Source organism: Marinomonas sp. ef1, from assembly GCF_002806845.1.
In the GTDB taxonomy this organism is placed as follows: domain Bacteria; phylum Pseudomonadota; class Gammaproteobacteria; order Pseudomonadales; family Marinomonadaceae; genus Marinomonas; species Marinomonas polaris.
In genome coordinates, this window is record NZ_NHTT01000014.1 from 26117 (window position 1) to 41150 (window position 15034).

A 15034-nucleotide genomic window follows, 5' to 3' on the forward strand; every position below is an offset into this window, starting at 1 on the left:
TTTTTATGTATGACAACCACCGCCACTGTTTTATTTTAAAGGGCTCGCCTCGCGAGGTTTTGTCAGACTTTCTTCGTCTGTGTGAAAATTTCTCTACTCCACTAATTGCCGCTCATGATGTGAGCCAGTATGACGAGTTACTCGTTCCGTCGTTAAAAACGAAACAATTTAAAACCTGTTCTTTTAAACAAGTCCGACAAGAACTAGGCAGCAACCATGACGCTATCTTGGTGGATTTGACTCATGGCGTATCTGCCAGTGCATTGGCTATTTTGTCTGGTACGGTTCGAGGCAATGGCCTCTTTGCCATTGCACTGCCTGATGTCGAGTGGTTATCAATGGCAGATCAAGACTTGTCGAGATATTTACCTTGGCCTTATGAGCCAGAACAAGTGACATCGCACTTTAAACATTACCTGCTCGATAAATTACAAGACGCGACATCACCTTTTAAATTATTACTCTCTGGCAAGAATAAAAAACACAGCGTAAACCCGTTACCGGCTTTAAAACCAATAGAACCTAACGCGCAGCTAACCCAAGAACAAGCTGAAGCTCAGTCGTGTTTATTTGCAGAACTAGCCAAATCCTATGTACTAATTGCACCACGTGGCCGAGGCAAATCCACCTTATTGGGCGACAGTTTGGCAAAGCTAGTCAAAGAAGGAAAACGTGTAGCGATCACCGCGCCTAATCAGGACGCTATTGTAAGTCTTAAATCTCGCTTTGAGCAGGTGCTTGATCAAGACAAAGCTACTCTGCCTTTTTTCGCTCCTGATGCTCTGATAAGTAACTCGACTCACTGGGATTTTCTCTTTGTTGATGAAGCGTCCATGATTCCTTTGCCCATGCTTATAGAATTAAATCAGAAAGCTGAGCATTGTCTTTTTAGTACCACAGACTATGGCTATGAAGGCGCTGGTAAAGGCTTTGGCATTCGCTTTTGCCACTATTTAGAATCACAAAAAACTTCTAAAACATTGGCGCTGCAGCAACTAACTTTGAGCCTGCCAATTCGATGGGGGGGAAATGACCCACTGGAAAACTGGATCAATGATTGCTTCTTTTTAGCGAATCCAGAGGCTAACTTTGACGCACCTAATAGTACTAATAAAAGTATGACTAAGCCGACAAACTTTAGTCATCTTACTGGCGCTGATTGGCTAGAAAACACTAACTTGCTCGCCGATACTTTTCAATTATTGGTAAGCGCTCACTATCAAACTTCGCCTGACAACTTGCGCTGGGTGCTAGACGACCCTTCCGTGTCGACATATCTTTATCTATCAGAAGGAAATGCCCAAAGCGTTGCGATTATTACCGAAGAAGGCAACCTGCCAAGCTCACTCTGCCAAGAAGTCATGCAAGGGAAACGTCGACCAAGAGGACATTTAGTACCACAATCTCTACTTGCTCATGAAGGCGTTGAAAACGCCGGACAGTACTGTTACTGGCGCATCAGCCGAATTGCAACGGAACAAAGCCAACAAAATAAAGGCTTGGCGAGTCAACTACTTACGCATATCGAAACCGCAGCCAATGATCGTTGCGATTTTCTATGCAGCAGTTTTGCAGCGACTCCCGATGTGGTGTCTTTTTGGTTAAAGAATGGTTACGTACCTGTTCGATTGGGAACTGCCAAAGACCAAGCAAGTGGCAGCTACTCTTTGATGATGGTGAAGCCAACGACGGAGCACGCCACTAAGCTAGCCTACAAATGGCAAGCACGATTTATTGAACAGTTTCTAATTAACTTGCTGCTGCAATATACCGACTTATCAACCGATTTGGTTATGCTTATTCTAGGTCAAAAATATTATCAACAAAACGAACTTCCCGTGCTGGCTAAATTGTCATTGCAGGACTTGCAGGATATAGAGCTATTTGTAGAACATCATCGTCAGTTTGACAGTATTCGCCCTGTTTTCCTCAAAGCGACACTGTCTCTTGCTTTAACAGGCCAGTTAACCCCCAAGGATCCAACCCACCAACTATTAATCGAAGCCGCTTTAGGCCGTAATACCGAACAGAGCCGTCTAAAAGCGCAATTATCTGGAAAGAAAGCCATGCACCAAACCTTCAAAAAGCTTTTAACACAAACTCTTAAGTGAAAATGGGTGAATAACCACCCATTAAGAATTTAATTATGAGTGTAATCCCCCCTATTAAATTTCTTTCATAAAGCCTAAAAACCACAAATAAAATAATTTTACAAATAAAATCAAACACTTAAACAAAACATAAAGACTTGGCACAGATTGTGTAAACAGTATGAATAGCACCACCTGTTTTGCTTTGTCTGTATCTGGCGAAAAACCAGAAAAAATCAGGCTAAAAAACCGGTACACAATAATAATTCAGTTTTTGGAGTTTTATAAAAATGAAAAAAATCAGCCTTGCTCTAACATCTTTAGCACTTGCTCTTTCTGCTACTACTGCGATTGCTGCCTGCGATCCAGGTGAGCGCGTTGTAAAATTCAGCCACGTAACTGGCGGTACCACTCATCCTAAAGTGGTTGCTGCAAATAGCTTCGCAGAACGTGTAAATAAAGAAATGAATGGAAAATTGTGTGTTGAAGTTTTCCCTAACTCCACACTATTTGGTGATTCAAAAGAACTTGAAGCTCTACTTTTAGGCGACGTTCAACTGCTTGCTCCATCACTTTCTAAGTTCGGTTCTTACACTGATAAATATGGCGTGTTTGACCTTCCTTTCATCTTTAAAGACATGGACCATGCAATTCGCTTTACTAAAACCAAAGAAGGTAAAGCGCTATTAACAGAAATGGATGACTACGCAGGCTTTGTTGGTTTAGGTTACTGGATGTCTGGTATGAAATACTTTTCTGCCAAAAAACCACTTTTGGTCCCTAGCGACGCAAAAGGCATGAAATTCCGCGTACAAACGTCTGATGTTGCAAAACAAATGATCGCGGCAATGGGTGCATCTCCTCAAGCTATGGCGTTTTCTGAAGTATACGGCGCGTTACAAACTGGCGTTGTAGACGGACAAGAAAACACTTGGTCTAACATTTACACGCAAAAATTCTACGAAGTTCAAGACAGCACAACCGATACTAACCATCAGTTGTTGGCTTACTTGTTCATGACATCTTCTGAATTCTTGAAGAGCCTTTCTCCAGAAGACCGCGCTCAATTCACTCAAATTGCGGATGAAGTAACACAAGAAGCAAACTTGAGTGTTAAAGCAGCGGAAGAAGAAAACCGTCAAAACATAATCAAAGCTGGCGGCAAGATCAATACACTTACTCCAGCGCAACGCCAAGAATGGGTGAATACAATGAAACCTGTTTGGCAACAATTTGAAAGCTACATTGGTAAAGATTTGATTGACGCTGCTGCCGGCGCTTAATCTATTTTTATCCCGCAGCGAGCTGACCTTAACAGGTCAGCTCTTGTGGTTTTATTCTGTGCTTTCTTGGTCCGCAATCTCTCATCAGCGACTGATCCTAGAACCTACGAGAAACCCCACAAAGCTGCACTTTAACTTGTTCTGGTCCACTTAGTTAAGGAGACCCCCATGGCACATTGGCCGCATCTTTACTTACTTATTTTTATTATTGTTCTTTGGCTATTAGAAAAGCGCTTCCCAAAAGTCATGGAACGAGCTGAAGAAAACCTACTGATCCTCGTTATTTCGTCAATCATGGCGGTATCCTTTGGTCAGGTAATCGCTCGTTATGGGTTTAATACTGGCTGGGACGCAGCGCTTGAATTCAACATGGTGGCTTTCTCTTGGCTAATTCTATTAGGCATGAGTTACGGTATTAAAACCAACCTTCACCTAGGTGTCGACATTGTTTTAAATGCGGTACCAAAACGCATCGCAAAAGCATTGTCTTTATTTGGTGCTGCAGCAGCCATGCTTTACGGACTTATCCTACTAGACTCTACGTGGCTAGCAATGCTTGGCGTAGACGTTAGTGGTGGCGCTATCGAGTATTGGTTGAAAATGTTCAAAATTGGCATAGGTTCAGAAGAGCTTCGTTACCCTGAATTTGTACAAGAAATGTTTGGTTTACGCCCTCGTGTTCACCGCTGGATAGTTCTTGTTGTTCTACCAATCAGCTTGGCTTTACTTTCTTATCGTTCTTTACAAGCATTCATCGATATTGCCCGCGGCAAACGCGACATGTTGATCAGTGGCCATGAGGCACAAGATCTTGTTAAAGAAAACCAAAACGTCTTGAAAGACTAGCGCAGGAGCATCATTGTGGAATCAATCATTCTATTTTTATTAGTAATCGTCCTGTTGTTTATTGGCTTGCCGGTTGGTATTTCATTGGGCTTATCGTCCATACTGTTTATTGCTTTTTTCTCTCACGACTCATTATCGTCAGTCGCGATTTCTCTGTTTGGGGTTGGTCAGCACTATACGTTGTTGGCTATCCCGTTTTTCATCATTGCCTCGTCTTACATGTCGACGGGTGGCGTAGCGAAGCGTTTAATTAACTTCGCAATTGCCAGTGTTGGTCACTTCCGTGGCGGCTTGGCAATGGCGTCTGTATTGGCTTGTATGATGTTCGCAGCCTTGTCTGGATCTTCTCCAGCAACCGTTGTAGCCATTGGTACTATTGCTATTGCAGGTATGGTTCAAGTAGGTTATTCAAAAGACTTTGCAGCCGGTATCATTGCTAACGCAGGTACGCTGGGTATTTTGATTCCGCCTTCTATCGTTATGGTGGTCTATGCGGCTTCTGTAAACGTCTCAGTTGGCCGTATGTTCTTAGCAGGGGTGATTCCTGGGTTAATTGCTGGCGGTATGCTGATGTTGGCGATTTACGTGGTCGCTCGTATCAAAAACCTTCCTTCTGAAGAATGGAAAGGTTTTGGTAATCTAATTCGTGGTGGTAAAGAAGCAGGCTGGGGATTGTTCCTAGTCGTAATCATCATGGGTGGTATTTATGGTGGTGTATTTACACCAACTGAAGCGGCGGTTGTTGCTGCTGTTTACTCTATGTTTATTGCCTTGTTTGTTTACCGCGACATGGGTCCTTTAAAAGGCCAAACATGGACAAACGATAACGATGCACCACATGCCCGTGTTGGTTTTAACGGTACAGTGTATGGCGTATCTTTCTTCCTTGTGTGGGAGATCATGTCCTTCTTCGCTTTTGCAGACAGTGAAACCGTCACTGGCGGTGATCGTGCATTGTGGGGCGCCATCATCTCGATTGCTATCGCTATTTTCTATGTCTATAAACGTTCAAGCAAACTAGAAGAATCTGTTGGCTCTTGCTTAGCTGCAGGCACGCCAATCTGGGGACGTAACTTGTCCATGATGCTACGCGGCTTCTTCCCTTCTTTGTTCGGTGAAGAGTCTCGCAAAGTAATGCTAGAAGGTACTAAAACAACGGTTATGTTGATGTTTATCATCGCCAACGCCTTGTTGTTTGCTCATACCTTATCGGCAGAACGTATCCCTCAAGCAATCACTGAATGGATGCTCGACGTTGGCTTTAACTGGTTCACTTTCCTAATCGCCGTTAACATTTTGTTGTTGATTGGTGGCCAGTTCATGGAACCATCAGGTTTATTGGTTATCGTTGCTCCTATCGTGTTCCCTATTGCAATGGAGCTGGGTGTCGATCCAATTCATCTAGGTATCATTATGGTGGTTAACATGGAAATCGGTATGATCACGCCACCAATTGGTTTAAACCTGTTTGTTACCTCGAGTATAACGGGTATGAGCTTAGCCCGAGTGGTGAAAGCTGCGATGCCGTTCGTATTAGTATTGATGGTGTTCTTAGTGATGGTAACTTACATCCCTGCACTATCTACTGCGCTACCGTACAGCATTATGGGACCAGAAATCGTTCAATAACAATTCCTCTAGTCCTAAGTGTTCTTAGCAACACATGCAAAAAATTTATAAAGTTTAGCGCCCTCCGGGGCGTTTTTTTATACCTACACAAAACGAACGATACGCGACATTTTCGTTTTCTTTTCTCTAAAATCACATCATTGTTTATTTTATGGCTTCACGCAGCAGCGTATTTTTGTTTTGATGGGACCAGACAGTTTCCACTTTCATCAATAAGGATTTTATGATGCTAAAAAAGCGCTGGTTACAAGCCTTAACCCTCGTTCCTTTGCTTGCCGTTAGTCAATTCAGTATAGCTGCAGAACAAGCAGCTGATGGCGTTGCGCCAGAAGAAGCGAGTGGTATCGAAAAGAAGAGTCTAGCTCACGCTCAGAAATTCATGGTCGCTACCGCCAATCCAGAAGCCAGTAAAGCCGGTTACGATGTGTTAAAGGCTGGCGGTTCTGCTATTGATGCTCTGGTTGCGGTACAAATGGTACTTGGCTTAGTTGAGCCTCAATCGTCTGGTTTAGGCGGCGGCGCTTTTGTTGTGTATTACGATGCAGCAAATCAAAAACTCACTACATTTGATGGCCGAGAAACAGCACCTCAAGAAGCCACACCAGAACTTTTCCAAGATGAAAATGGTGAGCCACTGTCCTTCTACGATGCCGTTGTTGGCGGTCGTTCTGTCGGCACGCCTGGCACAGTCAAATTGATGGGCGAATTGCACGACCGCTATGGCACCATGCCTTGGGAAGATTTATTAGCACCAGCAACTAAGCTCGCGCAAGAAGGCTTTATTGTATCTCCTCGCTTAGCAGATGCGATTAAAGGCAGTGAGGAGCGCTTAGCTCGTTATCCAGAAACCAAAGCCTACTTTTTTAATCTCGATGGCACCCCACTTGAAGCAGGTAGCCGCTTACAAAACGCCCAATATTATGAAACCTTACGCTTCCTCGCTACGTATGGAGCTGATGAATTCTACACAGGACAAATTGCGAAAAAGATTGTCTCTCAGGTACGTGGAGCGCTAGATAACCCAGGAGTTTTATCCGAACAAGATTTTCTCAGCTATCGCGTAAAAGAGCGAGCTCCGGTGTGCTTGCCTTATAAGGAATATGATATTTGTGGCATGGGGCCACCAAGTTCTGGCGCATTAACGGTCGGCCAAATTCTTGGTATTACCGAACAATTTGATCTAGCGGCTTTAGGTCCAAACTCACCTGAAGCGTGGCAAATCATCGGCGATGCATCGCGTCTTGCCTTTGCTGATCGCGGTCGTTACATAGCTGATACAGACTTTGTACCTATGCCACAAGGTTTATTGGACAAACCTTATTTAGCCGAGCGTGCAAAACTCATTACTAAAGGCAAAGCCCTTGAAAGCGTTGAAGCTGGTGAACCTGAGTGGCGTCATCCAATTAAACAAGCTAACGACATTGCCATCGAGTTACCTTCCACAAGCCATATTTCTATTGTAGATAAAGACGGCAATGCTGTGTCAGTTACCACCACAATCGAAAATGGTTTTGGCTCGAATTTAATGAGTAATGGCTTTTTACTAAACAATGAACTGACAGACTTTTCATTTAAATCTCACCAAGATGGCTTCCCAATTGCCAATCGCTTAGAACCCGGCAAACGCCCTCGCTCTTCTATGTCACCAACCATAGTGATGAAAGACAACAAGCCTTATTTGGTTGTTGGCTCACCAGGTGGTTCTCGTATCATCGGCTACGTAGCAAAAACACTTATTGCTCATCTTGAATGGGGCATGGACATTCAGGAAGCCATCACGCTGCCAAATATGCTCAACCGCTTTGGCACCTACGATCTTGAAAAAGGCACAGAAGCAGAAACCTACGCTAAGGCTCTAACCGACATGGGTTTTAAAGTATCTGTGCAAGATTTAAACTCTGGTGTACAGGGTATTGTCGTAGAGAAAGGCGGCTTACTTGGTGGGGCTGACCCAAGACGAGAAGGTTTGGTCTTAGGCGACTAATATCAAGCCATCTACAAACGTCATAGTAAGGCAAAGGACTGCCATACTAAACGTAACGCCATTAAAGTAAGAACAATATTAAAAATTCGATGAAAGTAACGATCTGGCATACGTTTTAATACTCGAAGACCAACCCAAGTACCAATCGCACCGCTGATAATCATACATACCAATAAAGGCAACCAAGCTGTTAACGGAAAACCTGCAACCTTAAATACCCCAACCTTCAAAATATGCTGTAACGACATCGCCATAGCAAAGGTTGCAACTGTGCGAAACCGATCCGCATGAATTTGCTTTACAAAGGCTGCTACTAATGGACCAGTTGCGCCAGCAAAAAGCGTAATGAACGTAGTGATAGCACCAGCAAATGCTGTTCCCCAATTACCCAATACCATCTTAGGAAGCTTCGGCCCCCAACATAAATATAAGATAAATAAAGCAATCGTTAGATACATAATAGCTGGCGGCAGAGAAACTAAGACAAAACTACCAATGAAAGCACCCAGCATCGCTCCGGGTAAAAACGTACTAATAAGTTTCCAATCAATATGTCGCCAACTCATCGCTGCGCGTCCAGCATTTGAACCAAGTTGCGCCACACCATGCAGCGGAATTATTAGTTGTGGTGGTAATACTTGTGCCATGACACCAAGCAACATAACACCACCTCCTGCGCCAAAGCTGGCGGTAAAAAAAGACGTTAGTCCAGACACAATAACAAGAAGTGTAAATACATGCGGAGAAACTTGGTCAAAAAGCAGTGCAGATAAGGCCATATAATCGACAGGGGATCAAAAGGAATGAAGTCGAAAGAATAGCAAAATGGGCTGCAGAAATCTCTGCTCGCCCATTCTTGTAAGTTATATAGAAGATAGAAGAGTACTAATTACTGTTTGTAGATATCTTTATCTAAATCATATTTACGCATCTTGTCGTAAAGCGTTTTACGCGGCAAACCAAGCGCATCCATGGTGTCTTTAATAGAGCCTTTCTGACGCAGCAGCTCTTGTTCTAATAAAGTTTTTTCAAAGCGCTCTAACTGCTCAGGGAGCGTCATCACACCGGGATTATTTTCATTGATAATGATCTGATCAAACTCAAACGAACCTGCTTCCCCCATCAGCACATAACGCTCGGCAAGGTTACGTAACTCACGCACGTTCCCCGGCCAATCGTAACTCAACAAGCTGTGCATTCGCGCCGCCGACAGTGGCTCAGACTCTCGCTTATATTGTGCAATCGCCACTAAACAAAAATGCTGCCACAGTAGAGAGATATCATCTTTTCGCTCTCGTAATGGTGGAATATCTACTCGCACCACGTTGAGTCGATAATACAAGTCTTCACGGAATGTGCCGCCTTCACTCAGTTGCTTCAGGTCAACCTTGGTCGCGGCCAGAATACGCAAATCCAGATCAATCGCTGTATTGGAACCCAAACGCTCTAAGCGACGCTCTTCCAACACCCGCAACAAGCGAATTTGCATCGACATCGGCATACTTTCAATTTCATCAAGGAAGAGCGTTCCACCGTTGGCATGCTCAAGCTTACCGATACGTTGTGTTTTGGCATCGGTAAAAGCGCCTTTTTCATGACCAAATAATTCAGACTCCATAATAGAATCAGGCACTGCGCCGCAGTTAATCGCCACAAAAGTGTGACCTCGACGAGAGCTATGCTCGTGGATGTAACGCGCCACCAGCTCTTTACCTGTGCCTGTCTCCCCTTGAATAAGAATATCCGCGCCGGTATCTGCTACATGCAACAACGCCTGACGCAAACGATGAATACCTGGCGTGTTGCCGATAATCCGCGGACCTGGCGCATTTTGCGCAGCCAATTCCAGACGTAAATTGCGGTTCTCTAAGGTTAAATGACGTTTTTCCGAGGCACGACGCACCACTTCTAGAAAGTCTTCATTGGAAAACGGCTTTTCAATAAAATCGTAAGCACCGTCGCGAATAGCGCTCACCGCCATGCTAATATCGCCGTGGCCAGTAATTAGAATAAAAGGGATTTCCGCATCAATCTTTTTAACTTCGTCAAACAGCTCTAAACCACTTTTGCCAGGCAAATTGATATCGCTTACAATCACGCCAGACCAATCCAGAGACAACTTTTCAATCACGCCTTGAGCCGATGCGAACTCTATAACATCAAAATCTTCAAGCTGTAATGTCTGAGAAATTGCCATACGAACCGCTTGCTCGTCGTCAATTAATATTACTTGCTTGCTGTCCGGCATTAGATTTCCTCTTTAGGATCTATAGATTCTTTAGACTCTCTAGAAAGAGACTGGAATTCAGATAAGTGGTGGTTAAAGCAAGGTAGCCTAACACAAAATTCGGCACCGCCAGAATCTCGATTTTGCGCGCTAATTTGCCCCCCCATCGCCTCGACGATACGCTGGCTAATCGACAAGCCTAGCCCTAATCCCAACCCTGAAGATTTAGAAGTAAAGAATGGTTCAAAAAGATGCCGAATAGCGTCATCACTCAAACCATTGCCCGAGTCTTTAACACAGATAATCACTTGATTAACAGTGGAAATTTGCTCAATGTGGACTCGTCGTGGGTTATTCGGTGTTTCTAAAATTGCATCAGCAGCATTGGCCAATAAATTCACCAACACTTGCTCCAAAAAGACCATGTCACCATTCACAATAAAGCCTTGATCTTCCGTGACTACCAGCTCAATACCTACTTCTTTATAGCGTGGACTCATAATTTTCATAGCCCCCATAATGGCAGTCTGTACGGCAATAGGGCCTTGATGAACGTCACCTTTACGAGCAAATACTTTAAAGCGAGCGATAATATCGCCCATGTGATGACCCAATTGACTAATATGCTGCAAGTTAGCATGGGCTTGTTCGTACTGGCCGCGATCCAGAAACTTCAATCCATTCCCTGCGAAAGCTCGAATCGCAGTCAAAGGCTGGTTCAACTCATGATTCAAACCCGCACTTAATTGCCCTAATACCGCAAGCTTGGCTGTTTGGATCAGCTCTCGTTGCGTACCTTTATGCTCTTCAATTTCATGGCGAAGACGAGTATTGGCACCTTGTAGTTCAAACGTTCGTTCTTTCACTCGTTCTTCAAGCTCAATACGCGCTTGAGTGATATCTTGCTCGTAACGTTTACGCTCGGTCATGTCATGAAAAGTCACCAAATAACTTAGGCGATTAGGCAATTGCATCTTACATAAGGTCATTTCCACCGGAACTGTTTGATCGGAATAACATAAGCGCCCTTCTCGCGTCAGCACTTTAATACCTAAATCATTAGCAGCTTCCAGAAAATCATTATGAGAAGATAAAACTAACGCATCTTGCTCGTCGGGTTGAAATAAAACGCCAAGTGGCTGCCCAACTAGAGAAGATAACGGCTGACCAAGCAACTTTTCAACCGCCGGATTAAAAGATTCTATTTTGTGGTGCTCATCCAAGGTTACCAAACCCGCTTGTGTATTTTGAATCACTTCACGAATGTACGCTTGGTTGTGGCGCGTCATTTCATTAGCATCAGAACGCTCTCGTAACATGCGCCGACGCAACATAGCCAAACCCAATAACAAGGCTGTAATAGTCACGCCACCCGCAAAAATGGTACGCCATAAAGAGATTTCTTCATTGATGATTTTTAAAGGCGCAAGGATAGAAATTTGAAAGCCTAATAAGCGAATCGGGCGACTCATCCTTAAAAACGACAGCCGCTCTAATTCTTCGGTGCCATCTATAACAGTATTTTCTAACACATCAACAATTTGCGATTTTTCATCAAAAGGCTTTTGATAAACAATTGCCAGCTTTTCAATGGATTTACCATAATAACGCTGTGAATCAGCAATACGCTGCAACTCAGTATGAGACAACTCGCCCAATACCCGATACAACCAGTTAGCACGCGAGCTGCTAAACACAATGCCATCCGGATCGAGTAACAAAAATTCATAATGCTGATTGGCAAAACGTTTTTCGAATTGGGTCAAATCCACTTTTACAACGGCAATACCAATAATCGAATCGCCTTCATAGACAGGATAAGAGAAGTAATAACCGCGGCGATTCGATGTCGTACCAAGCGCATAATAGCGACCCGGTTTTCCTTGAATCGCGTCTTTAAAATAAGGTCGAAATGCGAAGTTACGACCGACAAAACTAGTAACTTCTCGATAGTTAGACGAGGCTATCGTTAGTCCATCTGTGTTTAAAATATAACTGTCTGAGGCTTCGGTGATGCGGTTAATTTGCTCAAGTTCACGATTAAGCTGATTAATGTCCGAGTCGAAACCGTCTCGCAGGGCTTTTCTTACTCGGTCATTAGACGCCAATAACGTCGGCATATGTTGGTACTTGGCAATCGCGCTTTCCAACACACTGGCAAGTTGGTTTAACTGCTCAAAAGAATCAATACGCAACGCTTTGATTTGTTGATTACGCAGGGCTTCACCGCCTTTCCAAATCAACAAAACCACCACAAAAAAGGCACCAAGATACAGCCAAATTAACTGTTTAGATGAAAAAAGCCATCTTATGCTAAAGCCGTATTTTTCTTTCAATGCACTCACCTAAAATACCTTGTTATTATTATCTCGACATTTATTTCAACTCAAAAAGCGCTACCTTGAGTAAAATTATTAAGCCCTAGCATGAGCAAAGGGCAACACCTCAGCAATATGCGATTTATGACACATTAACATCAACAAGCGATCCACTCCTAACGCAACGCCAGCACAATCTGGCAAGCCGTTTTCTAGTGCTGTGATTAATCGCTCATCAAACTGTCGATTCGCCAAGCGCATTTCCTTGCGTGTTTCTTTATCTTCAGCAAATCGTCTTGCTTGTTCCTTAGCATCAGTGAGTTCATGGTAGCCATTCGCTAGCTCCATTCCTTGCCAGTAAAGCTCAAATCGTGCGGCTACTAACAGCCCTTTTTCATCAAGATGAGTCTTGGCAAGTGCGGCCTGAGAAGCAGGATAACTATGAATAAAACAAGGGACGTATTTACCAATAGCCGGTTCTACCACGCTCGAGAAAAGTAACTCAAGCAAGGTATCGCGATCATCTTCCTGCAAACCGTATTCTGTGTGTTCGTGAGCACACTCTTGTAACTGGAACAATGTCGCGGTGAAAGGATCAAGTCCGGTATGACGTAAAAACGCCATTTGATAACTGAGTCGTTCGCAAGTCAGCGCCTCTTCATTCAATAGTGCCGACAGCAACTGTTGGATCTCATCCATTAATTGCCAGTGATCAAAACCGACTCGATACCATTCCAACATAGTAAATTCGATACTATGTCGGCGACCAATTTCCTCGGCTCGGAACACTTTTCCCAACTGATAGATAGAACCAGAGCCTGCGCATAATAAACGCTTCATGGCGAACTCTGGGGAAGTTTGAAGATAGTAAGTAAGGTCTTCACCTTGGGAGCGCGTCTTACTGGTTAAGACTTCAATATGTGGATCAGTAATACTACCCAGAGACAGACATTGAGTATCCACCTCCATCACCTCACGCGCATCGAAAAAAGCGCGAATAGCTTTCAGTAACTGCGCACGCTTTTGCAAAATCGAAAGATCAGCGCTAGGTTGCCATAAAGAAGCGTCGTACATAGAAAAGCACTCTGAAAATAGAATGTATGATAACAAATTCAGAGTTACATATTTACTTTACTCAGCAAGATTTTAATACCAGCCACACCAAACATAAGTGCGAAGACAGCATCAAAGCCGCGTTTCATTTTAAAATAGCCTTGGCGAATTCTTGGATTCGAAAACAACACAGCGTAGCCGAAATTTATGCAGGCACTTTGAATCGTTAATAAGACAATCACGGACAACAAGCCTTGTGTGGAAACCGAACTCGGCATACCCATGGCGAATAACGATCCTAGAAACAGAATCGCTTTAGGATTGGTTAAGTGGATAGCCAAACCACGAAAATAAGCAGTGCGCAAAGACGTTTGTTTAGTCTCTAACGTGGCCAACATTTTGCTCGTATCTGATTTATTCGTCATTGCCGAACGACAAGATTTGTAAGCTAAGAATAATAAATAGACTGCGCCGACATAACGTAAGCTTTCGAATAGCCAGACATTTGCATACAGCACAGCACCTAAACCAAAGGCAGCCGAACAAGACCAAAATAGCGAGCCTGTGAGTATGCCTGATGCTAACGCCAAACCTTGCACTCGCCCCTGACTCATTGACGTAGATGCAATCGCCAATGTCGCAGGCCCAGGACTCGCCATAGCGACAAAAGCACCAATTAATATCAGGACATAGTGGATTTCTTGCATGAATCACCTCTCAGTCTTTTAAAGAAACTCAATTTCGGCAATGCCATTTGCCCGACAAACAGACCTAATAAAATCAGCACAGCAGCGATTATCTGATTCGTTTCTATTGGCTCATTGTAAAACCAATAACCACCAAAAATACCAAACACAGGTACCAGTAACGTCATTGGCGCGACACTGGATACTGAGTATTTCATTATCATCTTATTCCAAAACCAGTACCCTAATAGTGTCGTCGGGTAAGCTTGGAACAAAGCGGAAAACAGCGTCCATTGGGTAAATTGATTCGGCAACTCAGTGACGACTTGCGTTCCTTCAAAAATAACCGCTAGTAACAACAAAGGCAAAGGTGCAAACAACATTCCCCAGATATTAAAGGCAAAAATAGCTTTGGTATTCGCGCGTTTTACAATCAAGCCATTAATGCTCCAAAACACCGACGCCATTAATACCAGCACTAAACCTTTTCCAGTCACCGAACCACCTTCGGAGTAGATGATCAAAGCAAGTCCAAGTAAAGCCAATCCAGCGCCAAGCAACTTATTGCGAGTAATGGTTTCGTTTAAACACAACCAACCCACCAGCAAACTACTAACAATACTCATATCCAATAACAAAGAGGCCATTCCTGCCGAAACACCAGCGCCAATAGATAAGGTCGTTAATCCCCAAACGCCGACACCAAAAGATAAGCCATAAGCGATCAAATAACGCCACGGCACATCTGGCTTCTTAATAAAAAAGATCAAAGGAAACACCGCAAAACTAAATCGCAACGCGGTGAGTACTAAAGGATGAACACTATTCACGCCAAGCTTGATCACACTGAAATTCAATCCCCATAACGCCATCAAGGCAAACAGCAACCCAAAGTCTCGTAGTTTCATTATTCGTTCC

The 15034-nt window shown here is 43.7% G+C and carries 11 protein-coding genes; 5 read left to right on the forward strand and 6 right to left on the reverse strand.

From position 1 onward, the window contains the following. Positions 1 to 5: 5 nt before the first annotated feature. From CCS02_RS17660 to ggt, 5 genes are all read left to right on the forward strand, one after another. Positions 6 to 2111 (forward strand): tRNA(Met) cytidine acetyltransferase TmcA, encoded by a 2106-nt coding sequence (locus CCS02_RS17660; protein ID WP_100637318.1) that lies wholly within the window; start codon positions 6 to 8, stop codon positions 2109 to 2111. Positions 2112 to 2380: 269 nt separating this feature from the next. Continuing rightward, positions 2381 to 3373, forward strand: a complete 993-nt coding sequence (locus tag CCS02_RS17665) for a TRAP transporter substrate-binding protein (RefSeq protein WP_072840366.1) — start codon at positions 2381 to 2383, stop codon at positions 3371 to 3373. Positions 3374 to 3541: 168 nt separating this feature from the next. Beyond that, positions 3542 to 4219 (forward strand): TRAP transporter small permease, encoded by a 678-nt coding sequence (locus CCS02_RS17670; RefSeq protein ID WP_072840367.1) that lies wholly within the window; start codon positions 3542 to 3544, stop codon positions 4217 to 4219. Positions 4220 to 4234: 15 nt separating this feature from the next. Next, on the forward strand, positions 4235 to 5848 hold the full coding sequence (locus CCS02_RS17675; RefSeq protein ID WP_072840368.1) for a TRAP transporter large permease: 1614 nt from the start codon (positions 4235 to 4237) through the stop codon (positions 5846 to 5848). Between the two features lie 226 nt (positions 5849 to 6074). Next, positions 6075 to 7832: a gamma-glutamyltransferase gene (ggt, locus tag CCS02_RS17680; RefSeq protein WP_232728907.1), complete on the forward strand. Its 1758-nt coding sequence runs from the start codon at positions 6075 to 6077 to the stop codon at positions 7830 to 7832. Positions 7833 to 7852: 20 nt separating this feature from the next. On the opposite strand, the gene CCS02_RS17685 is transcribed toward ggt, so the two are convergent. The 6 genes from CCS02_RS17685 to CCS02_RS17710 all read right to left on the reverse strand — a co-directional run bounded on the left by CCS02_RS17685 (position 7853) and on the right by CCS02_RS17710 (position 15024). Next, entirely contained in the window at positions 7853 to 8611 is a 759-nt protein-coding gene (locus CCS02_RS17685; protein ID WP_100187921.1) for a sulfite exporter TauE/SafE family protein, read from the reverse strand. A gap of 110 nt (positions 8612 to 8721) precedes the next feature. Beyond that, positions 8722 to 10080: a sigma-54-dependent transcriptional regulator gene (locus tag CCS02_RS17690; protein WP_072840370.1), complete on the reverse strand. Its 1359-nt coding sequence runs from the start codon at positions 10078 to 10080 to the stop codon at positions 8722 to 8724. Continuing rightward, positions 10080 to 12404 (reverse strand): ATP-binding protein, encoded by a 2325-nt coding sequence (locus CCS02_RS17695; RefSeq protein ID WP_100637319.1) that lies wholly within the window; start codon positions 12402 to 12404, stop codon positions 10080 to 10082. The genes CCS02_RS17690 and CCS02_RS17695 overlap by 1 nt, the downstream gene beginning before the upstream one ends. Positions 12405 to 12473: 69 nt before the next feature. Further along, positions 12474 to 13451: an EF-P lysine aminoacylase EpmA gene (gene epmA, locus CCS02_RS17700; protein WP_100637320.1), complete on the reverse strand. Its 978-nt coding sequence runs from the start codon at positions 13449 to 13451 to the stop codon at positions 12474 to 12476. Between the two features lie 44 nt (positions 13452 to 13495). After that, complete coding sequence (locus CCS02_RS17705) at positions 13496 to 14137, reverse strand: LysE family translocator (protein ID WP_100637321.1); 642 nt, start codon at positions 14135 to 14137, stop codon at positions 13496 to 13498. After that, positions 14113 to 15024 carry an EamA family transporter gene (locus CCS02_RS17710; protein ID WP_100637322.1) on the reverse strand — a complete coding sequence of 304 codons (912 nt, stop codon included), beginning with the start codon at positions 15022 to 15024 and terminating at the stop codon, positions 14113 to 14115. The genes CCS02_RS17705 and CCS02_RS17710 overlap by 25 nt, the downstream gene beginning before the upstream one ends. Positions 15025 to 15034: the final 10 nt, after the last annotated feature.

Excerpts from the sequence above, each read along its gene's own strand:
- CCS02_RS17665 (WP_072840366.1), top strand. The coding sequence starts at position 2,381 with ATGAAAAAAATCAGCCTTGCTCTAACATCTTTAGCACTTGCTCTTTCT.
- CCS02_RS17685 (WP_100187921.1), bottom strand. The coding sequence starts at position 8,611 with ATGGCCTTATCTGCACTGCTTTTTGACCAAGTTTCTCCGCATGTATTT.
- CCS02_RS17710 (WP_100637322.1), bottom strand. The coding sequence starts at position 15,024 with ATGAAACTACGAGACTTTGGGTTGCTGTTTGCCTTGATGGCGTTATGG.
- CCS02_RS17660 (WP_100637318.1), top strand. The coding sequence starts at position 6 with ATGTATGACAACCACCGCCACTGTTTTATTTTAAAGGGCTCGCCTCGC.
- CCS02_RS17705 (WP_100637321.1), bottom strand. The coding sequence starts at position 14,137 with ATGCAAGAAATCCACTATGTCCTGATATTAATTGGTGCTTTTGTCGCT.
- CCS02_RS17690 (WP_072840370.1), bottom strand. The coding sequence starts at position 10,080 with ATGCCGGACAGCAAGCAAGTAATATTAATTGACGACGAGCAAGCGGTT.
- CCS02_RS17670 (WP_072840367.1), top strand. The coding sequence starts at position 3,542 with ATGGCACATTGGCCGCATCTTTACTTACTTATTTTTATTATTGTTCTT.
- epmA (WP_100637320.1), bottom strand. The coding sequence starts at position 13,451 with ATGTACGACGCTTCTTTATGGCAACCTAGCGCTGATCTTTCGATTTTG.
- ggt (WP_232728907.1), top strand. The coding sequence starts at position 6,075 with ATGCTAAAAAAGCGCTGGTTACAAGCCTTAACCCTCGTTCCTTTGCTT.